The following is a 17,752-nucleotide window of genomic DNA, read 5'->3' as shown; positions in this document are numbered from 1 at the left end:
TTTGGATCGGGGCGGCGCAGGGGACGCAGGGCGGTAAATTTTCGACCTGCATTACGTGCTTCCGTATCACTGGATACCGGTGTTTCGTCACGGGGTAAGAGTCTAGCCCTAAATGGGATTAGATCCTATATGTAGTGTGATTTTTTTTGTTTGGCGCTACATATGGTGTTTTGATCTTGGTCAGGGCCTAGGGGTTGTATTGCCTGTAAGGGCCCCATCGCGGGGCAAGCCCGCTCCCACGCACCGCTCCCGCAGGGGGATGTCGGGGCGCAAAAAAATGCCGCCTCAGCCACCCGTGAGGGCGATTGAGGCGGCATGTTCAGCTCAGCGCTGCGAAGGCCTTATTGGCAGGCTTCGCAATCCGGCTCGTCGATGGCGCAGGCCTTCGGTACCGGGGCTGGGCCGGCGGCCTGGACCGGGGCGCTGTCGCCGCCGCTCGACACGGCGTTGAGCTTGCCGGTGTTGATGGTCGACTTCTCGGTGCTGGTCGCGGCCAGGGCACGGAGGTAGTAGGTGGTCTTCAGGCCACGGTACCAGGCCATGCGATAGGTCACGTCCAGCTTCTTGCCCGAAGCGCCGGCGATGTACAGGTTCAGCGACTGGGCCTGGTCGATCCACTTCTGGCGACGCGAGGCGGCATCGACGATCCACTTGGTCTCGACTTCGAACGCGGTGGCGTACAGGTCCTTCAGCTCTTGCGGGATACGCTCGATCTGCTGCACCGAACCATCGTAGTACTTCAGGTCGTTGATCATCACCGAGTCCCACAGGCCGCGGGCCTTCAGGTCGCGGACCAGGTACGGGTTGATCACGGTGAATTCGCCCGACAGGTTCGATTTCACGTACAGGTTCTGGTAGGTCGGCTCGATGGACTGCGACACGCCGGTGATGTTGGCGATGGTCGCGGTCGGCGCGATGGCCATGATGTTCGAGTTACGAATACCTTTTTGCACGCGCTCGCGCACCGGTGCCCAGTCCAGGCTCTCGGTCAGGTCGACGTCGATGTACTTCTGGCCACGGGCCTCGATCAGGATCTGCTGGCTGTCCAGCGGCAGGATGCCCTTGGACCACAGCGAACCCTGGAAGGTCTCGTAGGCGCCGCGCTCGTCGGCCAGGTCGCAGGAAGCCTGGATCGCGTAGTAGCTGACCGCTTCCATCGACTTGTCGGCGAACTCGACGGCAGCATCGGAGCCGTACGGGATGTGCTGCAGGTACAGCGCGTCCTGGAAGCCCATGATGCCCAGGCCGACCGGGCGGTGCTTGAAGTTCGAGTTACGCGCTTGCGGCACCGAGTAGTAGTTGATGTCGATCACGTTGTCGAGCATGCGCACGGCGGTGTTCACGGTGCGTTGCAGCTTGGCAGTGTCCAGCTTGCCGTCGACGATGTGGTTCGGCAGGTTGATCGAGCCCAGGTTGCAGACCGCGATCTCGTCCTTGTTGGTGTTCAGGGTGATCTCGGTGCACAGGTTCGAGCTGTGGACCACGCCCACGTGCTGCTGCGGCGAACGCAGGTTGCACGGGTCCTTGAAGGTCAGCCACGGGTGGCCGGTCTCGAACAGCATCGACAGCATCTTGCGCCACAGGTCTTTGGCCTGGATGGTCTTGAACACCTTGATCTTGTTGTACTCGGTCAGGGCTTCGTAGTACTCGTAGCGCTCTTCGAAGGCCTTGCCGGTCAGGTCGTGCAGGTCTGGCACTTCCGATGGCGAGAACAGGGTCCACTTGCCGTCATCGAAGACGCGCTTCATGAACAGGTCAGGGATCCAGTTGGCGGTGTTCATGTCGTGGGTACGACGACGGTCATCACCGGTGTTCTTGCGCAGCTCGATGAATTCTTCGATGTCGAGGTGCCAGGTTTCCAGGTAGGCACACACGGCGCCCTTGCGCTTGCCACCCTGGTTCACGGCGACGGCGGTGTCGTTGACCACTTTCAGGAACGGCACGACGCCTTGCGACTTGCCGTTGGTGCCCTTGATGTACGAGCCCAGGGCGCGCACCGGGGTCCAGTCGTTGCCCAGGCCACCGGCGAATTTCGACAGCATGGCGTTGTCGTGGATCGCGTGGTAGATGCCCGACAGGTCGTCCGGCACGGTGGTCAGGTAGCAGCTGGACAGCTGCGGACGCAGGGTGCCGGCGTTGAACAGGGTCGGGGTCGAGGCCATGTAGTCGAAGGACGACAACAGGTTGTAGAACTCGATCGCACGGGCTTCTTTATCTTTCTCTTCCAGCGCCAGGCCCATGGCCACACGCATGAAGAACACCTGCGGCAGCTCAAAGCGCACGCCATCCTTGTGGATGAAGTAGCGATCGTACAGGGTCTGCAGGCCCAGGTAGGTGAACTGCTGGTCGCGCTCGTGGTTGATCGCCTTGCCCATGCGCTCCAGGTCGTAGCCTTTCAGCGCCGGGTCAAGCAGTTCGAACTCGACGCCTTTCTCGACGTAGGCCGGCAGGGCCTTGGCGTACAGGTCGGCCATCTCGTGGTGAGTGGCGCTGTCGGCCACGCCCAGGAAGCCCAGGCCTTCGGCGCGCAGGGTGTCCATCAGCAGGCGGGCGGTGACGAACGAGTAGTTCGGCTCGCGCTCGACCAGGGTACGGGCGGTCATCACCAGGGCGGTGTTGACGTCCTTCAGGGCGACGCCGTCGTACAGGTTCTTCAGGGTTTCGCGCTGGATCAGGTCGCCATCGACTTCGGCCAGGCCTTCGCAGGCTTCGCTGATGATGGTGTTCAGGCGGGCCATGTCCAGCGGCGCCAGGCTGCCGTCGGCGAGGGTGATGCGGATGCTTGGGTGCGGCTCGACCACGGCGTCGGCGTTGGAGCGGGTGGCGCGCTCTTTTGCACGCTGGTCGCGGTAGATCACGTAGTCGCGGGCGACTTTCTGCTCGCCGGCGCGCATCAGGGCCAGTTCGACCTGGTCCTGGATTTCTTCGATGTGGATGGTGCCACCCGATGGCATGCGACGCTTGAACGTGGCGGTGACCTGCTCGGTCAGGCGCGCGACGGTGTCGTGGATGCGCGACGAGGCGGCGGCGGTGCCGCCTTCAACTGCGAGGAACGCCTTGGTGATGGCAACGGTGATCTTGTCGTCGGTGTAGGGGACGACAGTGCCGTTGCGCTTGATCACGCGCAGTTGGCCAGGCGCGGTGGCTGCCAGATCCTGATTGGAATCGGCGGCCTGCGGCGCTTTGCCCTGCGGGTTCTCGCGAGTTGTGTCGGTTTGCATGGGTGGGTGTCTCCACAGTTTCTAGTTTGTTCAGGCGCCTTGTTGGGGCGCCCACCGTTCCGTCCACTTGCTCGATGGCCCGGGCGGGGAGGCGTCATGCACGCGCATACGCCCGCTCGGGCTTACCGACTTCGGGACAGACTCAGGAATAAGGGGCAATAACCTGCCGCTCCCTGGCCGAAGTCAAAGGTTCTGGGCGTACCCAAAATCTGTTGCTGATGAGTGGGAGGCACTGCCTGCAACACTCATACCCGAACAAGGCCGTCTGCGGCTTGCCTCGGTCGCCCTCCGCAGGAGCGGTTTGGCTGTTGAAATCACGTTAAGTTCAGTCGGTAAATTCGCTTGAATTTGCCTGGCGACTTGTGTTTGTGATTTTGCGCGAAACCCAACATCTAGTGGTTCGCTGCGATAGGGATACAAGATAATGCGGTCTCGGGGGCTTTGCAAGGTGAGCGCCTGTGGATAACTTGTGGGTACTTTGTGAGTGATCCGTGGGTATTCGCTGTAGCCCTTGTCCCAAGAGGTTTGCACTATTTTTTGTCTGTGCTACGCCATCGCAGAGATTTTTTCGGGCGCGCACCCTATCACAAAAAACGGTTCAGTCGTGGGGCGTTCTGGGTGGTTGGCAGGGGTGGGGGCGGGACGTAGTATCCGGGGCTGATGTTGCGCTTTGGTGAAGGTGTATTTTCGCTGGAATCAAAGGGTTGTACTGGCTTGCCCCGCGATGAGGCCGCTACAGCCAACAGCAAGGCCCGACAAAAACCAGAAGAAGGGTAAGGCCATGGACCAGCCAATCAACCGCATCCTCATCGTCGAGGACGACCAGCGCCTCGCCGAGCTCACTGCCGAGTACCTCCAGGCCAACGGCTTCGAGGTGGCGGTGGAGGGCGATGGCGGCCGTGCCGTGCGGCGCATCATCGACAGCCAGCCGGACCTGGTGATCCTCGACCTGATGCTGCCCGGCGAGGACGGCCTGAGCATCTGCCGCCGGGTGCGTGGCCAGTATGCTGGCCCGATCCTCATGCTCACCGCCCGCAGCGACGAGCTGGACCAGATCCAGGGCCTGGACCTGGGCGCCGACGACTATGTGTGCAAGCCGGTGCGCCCGCGCGTGCTGCTGGCGCGCATCAACGCCCTGTTGCGCCGCAGCGAGGCCCCGGAGCGGCGCCAGGAGCTGAGCTTCGGCCCGCTGCATATAGATAGCCGCCAGCGTGAGGCGCGCCTGAGCGGCCAACTGATCGAGCTGACCGGCGCCGAGTTCGACCTGCTCTGGCTGCTGGCCAGCAATGCCGGGCGGGTACTGTCCCGCGAGGAGATCTTCACCTCGCTGCGCGGCGTCGGCTATGACGGCCAGGACCGCTCCATCGATGTGCGCATTTCCAAGATTCGCCCCAAGATCGGCGACGACCCGATCACCCCGCGGCTGATCAAGACCCTGCGCAGCAAGGGCTATCTGTTCGTCGGCGAGGCGCCATGAATTCGATCTTCCTGCGTATCTATGGCGGCATGCTCGCGGTGCTGGTGCTGGTGGCCGTGCTCGGCGTGCTCAGCCTGCACCTGCTCAACGAGATCCGCGCCGGCCAGCACCGCGAGCGCCTGGCCCAGGGTACCTTCAGCCTGATGGCCGACAACCTGGCGCAGCAGAATGCGGTGGAGCGCACCCGTTCGCTGGTGATCTGGGAGCGCCTGCTCGGCGTGCCGCTGGACCTGCAGCCGCTGTCGGCGTTCACCCTCGACGGTGGGCAGCGGGCGCGGCTGTACCGCGACCTGGTGGTGGTGGAGAAGACCGGTCCGCATGCCGCCCGGGTATTGCGCCGGGTTGGCCACGAGGACCTGCTGCTGGTGGCCGAGGTCAAGCAGATCAGCGAGCAGTTGGCCCGCGCCACGCTTTATCTATTGGCCGACGAGCTGGTGCGCTACCCGGTGACCGAGCAGCAGGCGCGCCTGGCGCAGTTGCGCCAGAGCAAGGGCTTCGGCTTCGACATTGCCCTGCAGCGCATCGAGCGCGCCGCCCTGGACGACGACCAGCGCCGTCGGGTGGAAGAGGGCGACACGGTGATGGCCCTGGGCCGGGACGGCGATTCGATCCGCGTGTTCGCGGGGTTGGCCGGCTCGCCCTGGGTGCTGGAGATCGGCCCGCTGTATCAGCTCAACCCGTATCCACCGCAGTTGCTGATCCTGATCGCCTTCCTCGGCCTGTGCCTGATCGGCCTGGTGGTCTATCTGCTGGTGCGCCAGTTGGAACGGCGTGTGTCGGGCCTGGAGGTGGCGGCCACGCGCATTGCCCAGGGCAGCCTCGATACCCGCGTGCCGGCCGGCGACGCCGACTCGGTGGGGCGCCTGGCCGAGGCCTTCAACGGCATGGCCGAGCACCTGCAGCGCTCATTGACCATGCAGCGCGAGCTGGTGCGGGCGGTGTCCCACGAATTGCGCACGCCGGTGGCGCGGCTGCGCTTCGGCCTGGAGATGATCGAGAGCGCCAGCACAGACGAGGCCCGGGCCAAGCATCTGGCCGGCATGGACGGCGATATCCAGGACCTGGACAAGCTGGTCGACGAGATGCTGACCTACGCCCGCCTGGAGCAGGGCGCGCCGGCCCTGCATTTCCAGGTGGTGGACCTGGACGAGCTGCTGGCGCGGGTGATCGAGGAGCTGGCGCCGCTGCGGGCCGAGGTGCGGGTGGTGCGTGGGGTGTGCCACGGGCTCGACGGCGGCGACGCCCGGGTCGAGGCGGAGCCGCGCTACCTGCACCGGGCCCTGCAGAACCTGGTGCGCAATGCCATGCGCCATGCCGAGTCGGAAGTGCGCCTGAGCTACCAGATCGGCCAGCAGCGTTGTCGCATCGATGTGGAGGATGACGGCCCCGGGATTCCCGAAGGGGTGTGGCACCGCATCTTCACCCCGTTCACCCGCCTCGACGACAGCCGCACCCGGGCCTCGGGCGGGCATGGATTGGGGCTGTCGATCGTGCGACGGATCATCTACTGGCACGGCGGCCGTGCCCTGGTAGGGCACAGCGAGCAGTTGGGCGGTGCGTGTTTCAGCCTGAGCTGGCCACGTGAGCAGCCGCGCGACTAGACGCTGATCAAGCTGAGCAGATGGCCGTCCTGCAGGCAGAACTGGCCATCGAGTTCGACGCCGTGGCGCCACTCGGCTGACAGGTCGGTGAGCAGGCGTAGGCGGGCATGGCCGTCGGCGGACCAGGCCAGCAGCTCGGCGTGCTCGAAATAGAAGCGCTGTTTGGTGATCGGGTAGAGGGTCTTGAACAGGCTTTCCTTGAGCGAGAAGGTCAAGGTCACGGCCAGGGCTTGCTGGCTGCGGTCCAGGCGCTCCAGCTCGGCAGGGGTGAGGATTTCCCCGGCCAGGCGTTCGGTGCGCTCTTCGCTGAGCAGGGTTTCCTGGTCCAGGCCCAGGCCACGGCATTGGCCGTCGGCTGCGACAACCGCGGCGGCCCAGCCTTGGCCGTGGGTGATCGAGCCGTGGATGCCAGCGGGCCAGATCGGCGAGCGGTCTTCGTGGGTAGCCGGCACATAGTCGCGGCCATCCAGGCGTTGCAGTGCCTCGCGGGCGCAGACCCGGCCGGCCAGGTACTCGGCCTGGCGCTTGGCCACCGAGCGTTGCAGGCTGGCGGTCTGCTCGATGCCGGCGCGCTGGAAGTCGTCGGCGGCCAGGCGGGCCGGGTCGAAGGCGCAACTGACCAGCACCGCGCCGGGGACCGGGCGGGGCAGGGGCCAGTGGTGCTGGAGCGGGGCGCAGCAGGTGGGGAGTCTGTTCATGGCGGGTATTGTGCCAGCCTGGTGGCTGGTGGTGGAGCAGATATTTGGGGGCTGCGTTGCAGCCCTTTCGCGGCACAAGGCCGCTCCTACAAGGGTATGCGGTCTCCTGTAGGAGCGGCCTTGTGCCGCGAAAGGGCCGCAAAGCGGCCCCGGCAATCCTCAGTCAAACGCCGTCTTCAAGAACACCTGCATATCCTTCCAAGAGCTCTCGTCAGCCGCCTTGTCATACCCGATATCCGGCCCGCCATGCCCGCCATGCCCCAACCGATCCGCATCCGGGTTGGTAAACCCATGCTTGGCCCCCGGAATCCCGACGAACTGGTAGTCCGCCTTGGCCGCATCCATCTCCGCCTTGAACGCCGCCACCTGCTCCGGGGTAACCATGCTGTCGGCCTCGCCGTGCTCCACCAGGATCTTCGCCCGGATCACCCCGGGCTTGGCCGGTGTCTGGGTCACCAACGCGCCATGGAAGCTCACTACGCCATCGAGCTTCTCGCCCCGCCGCGCCGCATCCAGCACCACCTTGCCGCCAAAGCAGTAGCCGATGGCCGCCAGTTGGTGCTTGTTGGTGTTGGGCTGGATCTTCAACAGCTCAAGCCCGGCATCGAAGCGCCGGGCAGCGGCTTTCGGATCCTTCATCGCCGCCGCCATGAACGCCTGGGCGTCGGCGGGGTGCTCGGTGTTCTTGCCGTCGCCGTACATGTCGATGGCCAGGGCGTTGTAGCCCAGCGCCGCGAGGTCGCGGGCGCGGCGCTTGGCGTAGTCGTTCAGCCCCCACCACTCATGCACCACCACCACGCCCGGGCGCTTGCCCTCGATAGCGTCGTCATAGGCGTAGTAGCCGACCAGGCGCTTGCCGTCGGCATCCTGGTAGGGAATCTCGCGGGTCTGCACCGCCGCCTGGGCAAGGCTGGCGCTGCACAACAAGGCCAGGGCAAGCAGGGTACGCATGGTCGAGCTCCTTCTTCGGTTCGTTCAGCCAAGGTTCAGGCCAGGTTCAGCAGGGGTTCAGGGCGCCCTCCCTACTCTAGCCCCCAGACAGCAACAACGCATCCAACCCGGAGTACCTGAATCATGAAAACCCTCAACACCCTGATTGCCGCCATGGCCGTTTGCGCCGCCGGCCTCACCAGCGTTGCCCAGGCCGATGACAACTTCGCCAGCCTGACCTACGGCCAGACCAGCGACAAAGTCCGCAAGTCCGGCCTGCTGCAACGCAACACCGACGGCCTGAACGCCGACGGCATCATCGGCAAGGACAGCACCTGGGGCGCGCGCCTGGGCAAGATCAACGACCAGGGCCGCTACTACATCACCTACGACAACGTCTCGGGCGATCACAGCGGCGTCAAGCTGCGCCAGGAGAACCTGCTGGGCAGCTACGACCTGTTCCTGCCGGTGGGCGATACCACCAAACTGTTCGGCGGCGGCAGCCTGGGCATGACCAAGCTGACCCAGGATTCGCCGGGCGCCCGCCGCGACACCGACTACGGTTACGCCGTCGGCCTGCAGGCCGGTGTGATCCAGGAAGTCACCGACAACACCTCGGTGGAGCTGGGCTACCGTTACCTGCGCAGCAACGCCGCCACCGAGATCGGCGCCCACGGCGGGCCGAAGGACGGTACCCTGCGCCTGACCAGCAGCGCGCAGACCTACCTGGCGGCTACCTACAAGTTCTGAGGTCGCTGTTATCCTGTACCGGTCTCTGCATGCCCCGCGATGAGGCCGGTACAGGCATTCCCTATTGAAAGGAGATCCACATGAAATTGCTGGTGGTCGAGGACGAGGCGCTGCTGCGTCATCACCTGTTCACCCGCCTCGGTGAAGGCGGCCATGTGGTGCAGGCGGTGGCCAACGCGGAGGAAGCCTTGTACCAGGCCGAGCAGTACAACCACGACCTGGCGGTGATCGACCTGGGCCTGCCGGGCATGAGCGGGCTGGACCTGATCCGCCAGCTGCGCAGCCTCGGCCAGACCTTCCCGATCCTCATCCTCACCGCCCGCGGCAACTGGCAGGACAAGGTCGAGGGCCTGGCCGCCGGCGCCGACGACTATGTGGTCAAGCCGTTCCAGTTCGAAGAGCTGGAGGCCCGCCTGAACGCCTTGCTGCGCCGCTCCAGCGGCTTCACCCAGTCGACCATCGCCGCAGGGCCGCTGGTGCTCGACCTCAACCGCAAGCAGGCGACCCTGGACGAGCAGCCGCTGGCGCTGACTGCCTACGAATACCGCATCCTCGAATACCTCATGCGCCATCACCAGCAGGTGGTGGCCAAGGACCGGCTGATGGAGCAGCTGTACCCGGACGACGAGGAGCGCGACCCGAACGTCATCGAGGTGCTGGTCGGCCGCCTGCGCCGCAAGCTCGAGGGCGACAACGGCTTCAAACCGATCGACACCGTGCGCGGCCTGGGCTACCTGTTCACCGAGCGCTGCCGATGATCCGTTCGCTGCGAGTGCGCCTGATGCTGGCGGCGGCCTTGCTGGCGCTGCTGTTCATGCTGGCGCTGCTGCCGGCCTTGCAGAAGGCCTTCAGCCTGGCGTTGCAGGAGTCGATCGAGCAGCGCCTGGCCTCGGACGTGACCACCCTGATCTCGGCCGCGCGCATCGAGCGCGGCCAGCTGCAGATGCCGGCGCTGCTGCCGGACGAACGCTACAACCTGCCCTACACCGGCCTGCTCGGCTACATCTTCGACCGCCAGGGCACGCTGGTGTGGCAGTCGCGGGCCACCCGCAACCGCAATATCAACTATCACCCCCGCTATGACGGACGCGGCAACGAGTTCGCCCGTATCCACCAGGACGACGGCGACGAATTCTTCGTCTACGACGTCGAGGTCAAGCTGCTCGGCGGCAAGAGCGCGGCGTTCAGCATCGTCGCGCTGCAGCCGGTGCGTGAATACCAGGACACCCTCAACGGCCTGCGCGAGAAACTCTACCTGGGCTTCGGCGCGGCGCTGCTGGCGTTGATGGTGCTGCTCTGGGCCGGCCTGACCTGGGGCCTGCGTTCATTGCGCCGGCTCAGTTCCGAACTCGACGACGTGGAGAGCGGGGCGCGGGACGGGCTCAGTCGTGAGCACCCGCGCGAACTGCTGCGCCTGACCGGCTCGCTCAACCGCCTGCTGCGCAGCGAGCGTGAGCAGCGTCAGCGCTACCGCGACTCGCTCGACGACCTGGCCCACAGCCTCAAGACCCCGCTGGCGGTGCTGCAGGGCGTTGGCGAGAGCATGGAGCAGGGCGATCGCGAACAGGCGCGGGTGCTGCAGAGCCAGATCGAGCGCATGAGCCAGCAGATCGACTACCAGCTGCAACGCGCCAGCCTGCGCAAGAGCGGCCTGGTCCGCCACCAGGTCGAGCTCAAGCCGTTGCTCGACAGCCTGTGCAGCACCTTGGCCAAGGTCTATCGCGACAAGCGCGTCGAGGTCAGCCTCGACATCCCGGCCCTGGCGCGGGTGCCGATGGAGCAGGGCGCCTTGCTGGAGCTGCTGGGCAACCTGCTGGAAAACGCCTACCGGTTATGCCTGGGGCAGGTGCGGGTAAGCCTGCAGCAGTCGCCGGGGCTGCTGGAGCTGTGCGTCGAGGACGATGGGCCGGGCGTGCCGCCGGATCAACGCGAGCGGATACTCGAGCGCGGCGAGCGGCTGGACCGCCAGCACCCGGGGCAGGGGATCGGGCTGGCGGTGGTCAAGGACATCATCGACAGCTATGACGCCGAGCTGAGCCTGGGCGATTCGCCGTTGGGCGGGGCTGCGTTCCGCATCGCTTTCCGGCTCGATTGAAATCGCAAAACCTGTAGGAGCGGCTTTAGCCGCGATCACCGGCACAGCCGGTGCCATGCACCGCGTCGCTTGCTTCGCGGCTAAAGCCGCTCCTACAGGGTATGCGTTGCGTGTCGGGCGGAAATCCGCCAACCCACCCTGTACGATTTCCGCCATCGGGCGGAAATCCGCCATTCCCTACGTGGTTCTTCGCCCCGTCCCGGGGCATTCACACCCTGTAATCATTGGCTGTGCACCTCAAGCGGGCACTTTGGCATCGCCCTTGCTATTCAGCTGGCAGAGGCCTGACCAGGCACTCGCACACAACGACAAATCCCTCCGGGTACAGGAGGGTTCGCGATTCAGGTGCCCCGACATCCTGGGAAGGATGCGCCGGCCCACTTGAGGAAAAACTAGCCATGACGACTCGTCAGCCGCTGTACAAATCGCTGTATGTCCAGGTGATCGTCGCCATCACCATCGGTATCCTGCTCGGCCACTACTACCCGGAAACCGGCGTAGCCCTCAAACCCCTGGGTGACGGCTTCGTCAAGCTGATCAAGATGGTCATCGCCCCGATCATCTTCTGCACCGTGGTCAGCGGCATCGCCGGCATGCAGAGCATGAAATCGGTCGGCAAGACCGGCGGTTACGCGCTGCTGTACTTCGAGATCGTCTCCACCATCGCCCTGATCATCGGCCTGGTCGTGGTCAACGTGGTTCAGCCGGGCGCCGGCATGCACGTCGACGTCAGCACCCTGAACGCCAGCAGCGTGGCCGCCTACGCCGCCGCCGGCGCGCAGCAGACCACCGTGGGCTTCCTGCTCAACGTCATCCCCAACACCGTGGTCGGCGCCTTCGCCAACGGCGACATCCTGCAAGTGCTGATGTTCTCGGTGCTGTTCGGCTTCGCCCTGCACCGCCTGGGCAGCTACGGCAAGCCGGTGCTGGACCTGATCGACCGCTTCGCCCATGTCATGTTCAACATCATCAACATGATCATGAAGCTGGCCCCGATCGGCGCCTTCGGTGCCATGGCCTTCACCATCGGCCAGTACGGTGTGGGTTCGCTGGTGCAGCTGGGCTACCTGATGGCGTGCTTCTACATCACCTGCGTGCTGTTCATCCTGGTGGTGCTGGGCGGTATCTGCCGCGCCCACGGCTTCAGCGTGATCAAGCTGATCCGCTACATCCGTGAAGAACTGCTGATCGTGCTGGGCACCTCGTCCTCCGAGTCGGCCCTGCCGCGCATGCTGGCCAAGATGGAGCGCCTGGGCGCGAAGAAGTCCGTGGTTGGCCTGGTGATCCCGACCGGCTACTCGTTCAACCTGGACGGCACCTCGATCTACCTGACCATGGCCGCGGTATTCATCGCCCAGGCCACCGACACCACCATGGACATCACCCACCAGATCACCCTGCTGCTGGTGCTGCTGGTCGCGTCCAAAGGTGCTGCGGGCGTCACCGGTTCGGGCTTCATCGTGCTGGCCGCGACCCTGTCGGCCGTCGGCCACCTGCCGGTGGCGGGTCTGGCATTGATCCTGGGTATCGACCGCTTCATGTCCGAAGCCCGCGCCCTGACCAACCTGATCGGCAACGCCGTGGCCACCGTGGTCGTGGCCAAGTGGGTCAAGGAGCTGGACACCGACACCCTGCAGGCGGAACTGGCGTCCGGCGGTTCGCCGCTGGTCGACACCCGTCCGACCGACGACCTGGGCGTGGCCGAAGGCCCGGCGCGTTGATCGCGGTGTGAAATGAAGAAGGCGACCCTCGGGTCGCCTTTTTTGTGCCGGGAGTTCTGTGCCGTCAGTGCCGGCCCTTTCGCGGGTAAACCCGCTCCCACAGGAAAAATGCTGCCTTCAGGCCGGAGGGGTACCTGTGGGAGCGGGTTTACCCGCGAATGCGATCTTTCACTCGACGCGGGTCTCGCCGCTGTAAACCAGAATCTCCCGGCACCGCCGGCACAGATACCGCCGGCCCTGGCGCACCAGCTTGTGCCGCTGGGCGGTGAACGGAAAGTCGCTCTCCGGGCACGGACAGCGGTAGATGTAGCGCGTCGCCACCCGCCGCTGCACCTCGTAGTTGTGGCAACGGTTCGGCGGCAGCTCGTACACCCCGCGCATGATCAGCTGCCACTCCTCGCCATGGGCCTGGATACGGTCACCGAACAGCTGGTGGGCCACCAGATGGGCCACCTCGTGGGCCACGGTCTGGCGCAGGAAGTCTTCCTGGTTCTCGCGGTACAGCTGCAGGTTGAAGCGCAGCAGGTTCTCGTGCAGATGGGCGACACCGGCTTTCTGGCCGCGCAGCTTGAAGCTGACCTGCGGGCGCGGAAAAGGGCGTTTGAAGAAGGTTTCGGCTTGCTGGTAACAGGTTTCGACGCGTTGTCTGAGCAGCTCGGGCATGGCGGGGTAGTTCTCCTGACCGGGCATTATGCCGCAGGCACAGGCCGGCTGCCGAGCCGCCGGTCAGGCACACGAAACGAAGCCGCCTTGCGGCGGCCTCGGGTGATGCCCCAGTGCTGGTTGGATCTGATAGGTATGCGTCAGTTGGTGTAGACGGGCCCCACGCCCAGTCCCCAGATGATCACGGTCGCGGCCATGATCGCCACCAGTACCACCAGGCCCACCGCCAGCACGGAGCTGGAGAACAGGAAGCCTTCATCCGACGGTATGTTCATGAACGTCGGCAAGCCGACATACAACAGGTACACGGTGTAGCAGATGGCCGCCGTGCCGATCAGCATGCCCAGCCACAGGTGCGGGTACAGCGCCGCGAGTCCGCCGATGAACAGCGGGGTGGCGGTGTAGGTGGCGAAGGCGATGCACTGCGCCATGCTCGGGTTGGCGTCGTAGGTGCGCGCCATCCAGTGGATGAAGGCGCCCATTACCGCGACCCCGGCGAGCATCGCCAGGTACGACATGATGCTCATCCACAGCGCGCTTTCCATGGTCAGCATCACTGCCGGCCGCTCGCCGATCACCCAGCCGACCTGGGTGGTGCCGATGAACGCCGAGACGGCGGGGATCGCCGCCAGGATCAGCGTGTGCGTCAGGTACATGTGGCTGATGCTTTCTTCCTCGCCACGGATCTCCCGCCACTCCTGGTCAGGGTGGGTGAACAGCCCTACAACGTGATGAATCATACTGGTCACTCCTATCGTCGTTGCCAAACGCCCCCCAGATGGAGCGCCTGTGGCCCGAGGCCAGGAACACCGATTGCTGCGGTCATGTGGCCTTATGTCGCAGTATAGGAAGTGGATCCCGGCACAAAACCGGCTTTTTAGAGCAAATTGCGCTGTCAGGCTCGGTGCTGATTCCCTTGAAGTCTTTATCGGATTCACCTACTGCGCCGTGCGGTTTGTGCGTAAAATAGCCGGCTTTTGTCACACCTCGCGGATCCAAGCGCTATGGGCACCCTCTCGGTCAACCAGAACAAACTGCAAAAACGCCTGCGTCGTCTCGCCGGCGAAGCCATCACCGACTACAACATGATCGAGGATGGCGACAAGGTCATGGTCTGCCTGTCTGGCGGCAAGGACAGCTACACCATGCTCGACGTTCTGTTGCACCTGCAGAAGGTGGCGCCGATCAAGTTCGACATCGTCGCGGTGAACATGGACCAGAAGCAGCCAGGCTTCCCCGAGCACGTGCTGCCGGCTTATCTGAAAGAGCTGGGCGTCGAGTACCACATCGTCGAGAAGGACACCTACTCGGTGGTCAAGGAGCTGGTACCCGAGGGCAAGACCACCTGCTCGCTGTGCTCGCGCCTGCGTCGCGGCACCCTGTACACCTTCGCCGACGAGATTGGCGCGACCAAGATGGCCCTGGGTCACCACCGCGACGACATCGTCGAGACCTTCTTCCTCAACATGTTCTTCAACGGCGCGCTCAAGGGCATGCCGCCGAAGCTGCGCGCCGACGACGGCCGCAACGTGGTGATCCGCCCGCTGGCCTACTGCAGCGAGAAGGACATCCAGGCCTACTCGGACATGAAGGAATTCCCGATCATCCCGTGCAACCTGTGCGGCTCGCAGGAGAACCTGCAGCGTCAGGTGGTCAAGGACATGCTGGTGGAGTGGGAGCGCAAGCACCCGGGTCGCACCGAGAGCATCTTCCGCGCCTTGCAGAACGTCGCGCCGTCGCAGCTGGCCGACCGCAACCTGTTCGATTTCACCAGCCTGAAGATCGACGAGAGCGCCACCCCGCGTTTCCTCGACGTGCTGAACATCTGAGCCCATGCGCGACTATCAGTGGCTGCATGAGTACTGCCTGAACCGTTTCGGTTCGGCCCAGGCGCTGGAAGCCTTCCTGCCGCAGCCGCGCACGCCCGCGCAGCTGCGCGACATCCCTGACGACCGCTACCTGTCGACCCTGGCCCTGCGTGTGTTCCGCGCCGGGCTCAAGCACAGCCTGGTGGACGCCAAGTGGCCGGCGTTCGAGCAGGTGTTCTTCGGTTTCGACCCGCAGAAGGTGGTGCTGATGGGCGCCGAGCACCTGGAGCGGCTGATGCAGGATGAGCGCATCATCCGCCACCTGGGCAAGCTCAAGAGCGTGCCGCGCAATGCGCAGATGGTGCTGGACGTGGCGAAGGAGAAGGGCAGTTTCGGCGCGTTCATCGCCGACTGGCCAGAGACCGACATCGTCGGGTTGTGGAAGTACCTGGCCAAGCATGGCAACCAGCTGGGCGGGTTGTCGGCGCCGCGGTTCCTGCGGATGGTCGGCAAGGATACCTTCATTCCCACCGATGACATGGCGGCGGCGCTGATCGCGCAGAAGATCATCGACAAGCCGCCGACCAGCCAGCGGGATCTTGCGTTGGTGCAGCAGGCGTTCAACCAGTGGCATGAAGAGAGCGGCCGGCCGCTGTGCCAGTTGTCGGTGATGCTGGCGCATACCGTCAACCATTGAGATTGCCGGGGCCGCTGTGCGGCCCTTTCGCGACACAAGGCCGCTCCTACAGGAGTACGCGTTCCCCTGTAGGAGCGGCCTTGTGTCGCGAAAGGGCTGCAGAGCAGCCCCGGAATTTAACGCCCTTCACCCGCCAGGCGCCGCTCCTGCTGGAACTTCCAGCGCACAAACAGCAACCCGCTGACGAACAACCCCAGGCTCACCAGCACCTCGACCCAGCCGAACAGCGCCCGCGCCGGATCGAACGCCGCCAGCACGCCCTTGATGAAGTAGATGTTCACCACGAAGCAGGTCCAGGCATGCGCCCGGGCGCTGCCCATCAGCATGCCCGGCAGCAAGAGCAGCAGGGGGATCAGCTCGATGGCCATGATCACCTCGACCCGCGCCCCGTGCAGGTTGGCGAACCACAGGTTGTTCACCACCAGCAGGGCGATCAGGCCGAAGAAGCAGGCCAGGCTCAGGGCACGGGTAAAGCGCACCCGCGGGGCCAGCCACTCCAGTGGCGGCAAGACCTTCGGCTTTCTAGCCACGTTCGCCACCCAGGGCCTTGGCCGTCTTCGCCAGGCGCTGCCCGAGCACGCGGCACAGGGTGATCTCGTGCGGGTCCAGCTCACGCTTGCCGTCGGCGCCGGCATGGTGGCTGGCACCGTACGGCGTGCCGCCGCCACGGGTTTCCAGCAGCGCCGATTCGCTGTAGGGCAGGCCGGTGACCAGCATGCCGTGGTGCATCAGCGGCAGCAGCATCGACAGCAGGGTGGTCTCCTGGCCGCCGTGCAGGCTGGCGGTGGAGGTGAACACCGCCGCCGGCTTGCCCACCAGCTCGCCGCCCAGCCACAGGCTGCTGGTGCCGTCGAGGAAGTACTTGAGCGGCGCGGCCATGTTGCCGAAGCGGGTCGGGCTGCCCATGGCCAGGCCCGCGCAATGGCGCAGGTCGTCGAGGGTGGCGTACAGCGCGCCGCTGGCCGGAATGTCCGGGGCCACGGCCTCGCACTCGGTGGAGATCGCCGGCACGGTGCGCAGGCGCGCCTCCAGGCCGGCCATCTCGACGCCGCGGGCGATATGCCGGGCCATCTCGCTGGTCGAGCCGTGTCGGCTGTAATACAGCACCAGGATGTAGGGTTCGCTCACGGCAGGATCTCCAGGACCTTCTCCGGTGGGCGGCCGACCACGGCCTTGTCACCGGCCACCAGGATCGGGCGCTCGATCAGCTTGGGATGCTCGGCCATGGCCTTGATCAGCTGGGCGTCGCTCAGGGCCGGGTTGGCCAGCTCCAGGGTCTTGTATTCGTCTTCGCCGGTGCGCAGCAACTGGCGCGCGCCGATGCCCAGCTTGGCGAGCAGCTGTTCGAGGGTGGCGGCGTCCGGCGGGGTCTCGAGGTAGCGCACGATGGTCGGCGCCAGGCCGCGTGCCTCGAGCAGTTCCAGGGCGCCGCGGGATTTCGAGCAGCGCGGGTTATGATAGAGGGTCAGATCGGTCATGACGGGTCGCATCCAGCTGGGTGTGGCGGCTATTCTAACCGCAGCGACCGACTTCAATGCTTGAAAACTTCGAGAAGGATTGACCCATGGCAAGGCGTTTGGCAGCTGCACTGGCCATCACCGCGAGCCTGTTGCTCGGCGGCTGCGGTGCGGACTACGGCGTGGACCAGCACGGCAACACGGTAAAGGCCGAACAGATCGACGGGCACTGGCTGGTGCTCAACTACTGGGCCGAATGGTGCGGCCCGTGCCGCACGGAAATCCCTGAACTCAATGCCGCCGCCAAGCAGTGGGAGGCGCAGGGCATTCGCGTGGTGGGGGTGAACTTCGATGGTCTGCAGGGGCCGGACCTGAAAACGGCCGCCGATACCCTGGGCATCGGTTTCACCGTGCTGGCCCAGGATCCGGCCGAGCGCTACGAGTTGCCGCGCAGCGAGGCGCTGCCGGTGACCTACATCATCGACGACAAGGGCAAGGTGCGTGAGCAGCTGATGGGCGAGCAGACGCTTGAAGGGCTGCAGGCGAAGATCAGGGCGCTCAAGGGCGGCGCCTGAGTTCCAGCATCGCGGGGGCGGCCCCCCCCCCCCCGGGGGGGGGGGGGGGGGGGGCGGGG

General features: G+C 65.1%; 17 protein-coding genes. 9 read left to right on the top strand and 8 right to left on the bottom strand.

Going from position 1 to position 17,752, the window contains the following annotated elements; genetic code table 11:
* Positions 1–341: 341 nt before the first annotated feature.
* Complete coding sequence (locus tag V0R62_RS24840; RefSeq protein WP_280081611.1) at positions 342–3,221, bottom strand: ribonucleoside-diphosphate reductase subunit alpha; 2,880 nt, start codon at positions 3,219–3,221, stop codon at positions 342–344.
* A 781-nt stretch (positions 3,222–4,002) separates the two neighbouring features.
* On the opposite strand from V0R62_RS24840, the gene V0R62_RS24835 reads away from it, so the two are divergent.
* Positions 4,003–4,698: a response regulator gene (locus V0R62_RS24835; RefSeq protein WP_330105589.1), complete on the top strand. Its 696-nt coding sequence runs from the start codon at positions 4,003–4,005 to the stop codon at positions 4,696–4,698.
* The gene (locus V0R62_RS24830) at positions 4,695–6,299 is read left to right on the top strand and encodes an ATP-binding protein (RefSeq protein WP_330105588.1); all 1,605 of its coding nucleotides are present in this window, start codon (positions 4,695–4,697) and stop codon (positions 6,297–6,299) included. The genes V0R62_RS24835 and V0R62_RS24830 overlap by 4 nt, the downstream gene beginning before the upstream one ends.
* On the opposite strand, the gene V0R62_RS24825 is transcribed toward V0R62_RS24830, so the two are convergent.
* Both V0R62_RS24825 and V0R62_RS24820 read right to left on the bottom strand, forming a co-directional pair.
* A complete protein-coding gene (locus V0R62_RS24825) occupies positions 6,296–6,997 on the bottom strand; it encodes a 4'-phosphopantetheinyl transferase family protein (RefSeq protein ID WP_330105587.1) in 702 nt (233 codons plus the stop codon). The two genes, V0R62_RS24830 and V0R62_RS24825, sit on opposite strands and share 4 nt — an antisense overlap.
* Before the next feature lie 159 nt (positions 6,998–7,156).
* Positions 7,157–7,948 carry a dienelactone hydrolase family protein gene (locus tag V0R62_RS24820; RefSeq protein ID WP_330105586.1) on the bottom strand — a complete coding sequence of 264 codons (792 nt, stop codon included), beginning with the start codon at positions 7,946–7,948 and terminating at the stop codon, positions 7,157–7,159.
* Positions 7,949–8,071: 123 nt separating this feature from the next.
* On the opposite strand from V0R62_RS24820, the gene V0R62_RS24815 reads away from it, so the two are divergent.
* The 4 genes from V0R62_RS24815 (at position 8,072) to V0R62_RS24800 (ending at position 12,493) form a co-directional block, all read left to right on the top strand.
* On the top strand, positions 8,072–8,677 hold the full coding sequence (locus V0R62_RS24815; protein WP_050704272.1) for an outer membrane protein: 606 nt from the start codon (positions 8,072–8,074) through the stop codon (positions 8,675–8,677).
* 80 nt (positions 8,678–8,757) lie between these two features.
* A complete protein-coding gene (locus tag V0R62_RS24810) occupies positions 8,758–9,435 on the top strand; it encodes a response regulator (protein WP_028690933.1) in 678 nt (225 codons plus the stop codon).
* Positions 9,432–10,772 (top strand): ATP-binding protein, encoded by a 1,341-nt coding sequence (locus tag V0R62_RS24805; RefSeq protein ID WP_330105585.1) that lies wholly within the window; start codon positions 9,432–9,434, stop codon positions 10,770–10,772. Before V0R62_RS24810 ends, V0R62_RS24805 begins: the two co-directional genes overlap by 4 nt.
* 398 nt (positions 10,773–11,170) lie before the next feature.
* Positions 11,171–12,493, top strand: a complete 1,323-nt coding sequence (locus V0R62_RS24800) for a dicarboxylate/amino acid:cation symporter (RefSeq protein WP_028690931.1) — start codon at positions 11,171–11,173, stop codon at positions 12,491–12,493.
* 168 nt (positions 12,494–12,661) lie between these two features.
* On the opposite strand, the gene V0R62_RS24795 is transcribed toward V0R62_RS24800, so the two are convergent.
* Positions 12,662–13,156, bottom strand: coding sequence for a SprT family zinc-dependent metalloprotease (locus V0R62_RS24795; protein WP_198745023.1), 495 nt, complete (start codon positions 13,154–13,156; stop codon positions 12,662–12,664).
* Positions 13,157–13,296: 140 nt separating this feature from the next.
* Positions 13,297–13,896 carry a Yip1 family protein gene (locus tag V0R62_RS24790; protein WP_028690929.1) on the bottom strand — a complete coding sequence of 200 codons (600 nt, stop codon included), beginning with the start codon at positions 13,894–13,896 and terminating at the stop codon, positions 13,297–13,299.
* A 264-nt stretch (positions 13,897–14,160) separates the two neighbouring features.
* On the opposite strand from V0R62_RS24790, the gene ttcA reads away from it, so the two are divergent.
* Positions 14,161–14,985: a tRNA 2-thiocytidine(32) synthetase TtcA gene (ttcA, locus tag V0R62_RS24785; protein WP_011532643.1), complete on the top strand. Its 825-nt coding sequence runs from the start codon at positions 14,161–14,163 to the stop codon at positions 14,983–14,985.
* Between the two features lie 4 nt (positions 14,986–14,989).
* Positions 14,990–15,661, top strand: coding sequence for a DNA-3-methyladenine glycosylase I (locus tag V0R62_RS24780; RefSeq protein ID WP_330105584.1), 672 nt, complete (start codon positions 14,990–14,992; stop codon positions 15,659–15,661).
* A 116-nt stretch (positions 15,662–15,777) separates the two neighbouring features.
* On the opposite strand, the gene V0R62_RS24775 is transcribed toward V0R62_RS24780, so the two are convergent.
* From V0R62_RS24775 to arsC, 3 genes are read right to left on the bottom strand one after another with little or no spacing between them, the layout of a single operon-like run.
* The gene (locus V0R62_RS24775; protein ID WP_330105583.1) at positions 15,778–16,191 is read right to left on the bottom strand and encodes a DUF2069 domain-containing protein; all 414 of its coding nucleotides are present in this window, start codon (positions 16,189–16,191) and stop codon (positions 15,778–15,780) included.
* Entirely contained in the window at positions 16,184–16,789 is a 606-nt protein-coding gene (gene wrbA, locus V0R62_RS24770; protein ID WP_330105582.1) for an NAD(P)H:quinone oxidoreductase, read from the bottom strand. The genes V0R62_RS24775 and wrbA overlap by 8 nt, the downstream gene beginning before the upstream one ends.
* Positions 16,786–17,139 (bottom strand): arsenate reductase (glutaredoxin), encoded by a 354-nt coding sequence (gene arsC / locus V0R62_RS24765; protein WP_330105581.1) that lies wholly within the window; start codon positions 17,137–17,139, stop codon positions 16,786–16,788. Before arsC ends, wrbA begins: the two co-directional genes overlap by 4 nt.
* 86 nt (positions 17,140–17,225) lie before the next feature.
* Between arsC and V0R62_RS24760 the strand changes: the two genes are divergently transcribed.
* On the top strand, positions 17,226–17,693 hold the full coding sequence (locus V0R62_RS24760) for a TlpA disulfide reductase family protein (protein WP_330105580.1): 468 nt from the start codon (positions 17,226–17,228) through the stop codon (positions 17,691–17,693).
* Positions 17,694–17,752 lie beyond the last annotated feature (59 nt).

This window comes from Pseudomonas carassii (assembly GCF_036324045.1).
Taxonomy (GTDB): Bacteria; Pseudomonadota; Gammaproteobacteria; order Pseudomonadales; family Pseudomonadaceae; genus Aquipseudomonas; species Aquipseudomonas peradeniyensis.
Note: the sequence above shows the minus strand (reverse complement) of the source record. Positions and strands in the feature narration are given on the sequence as shown.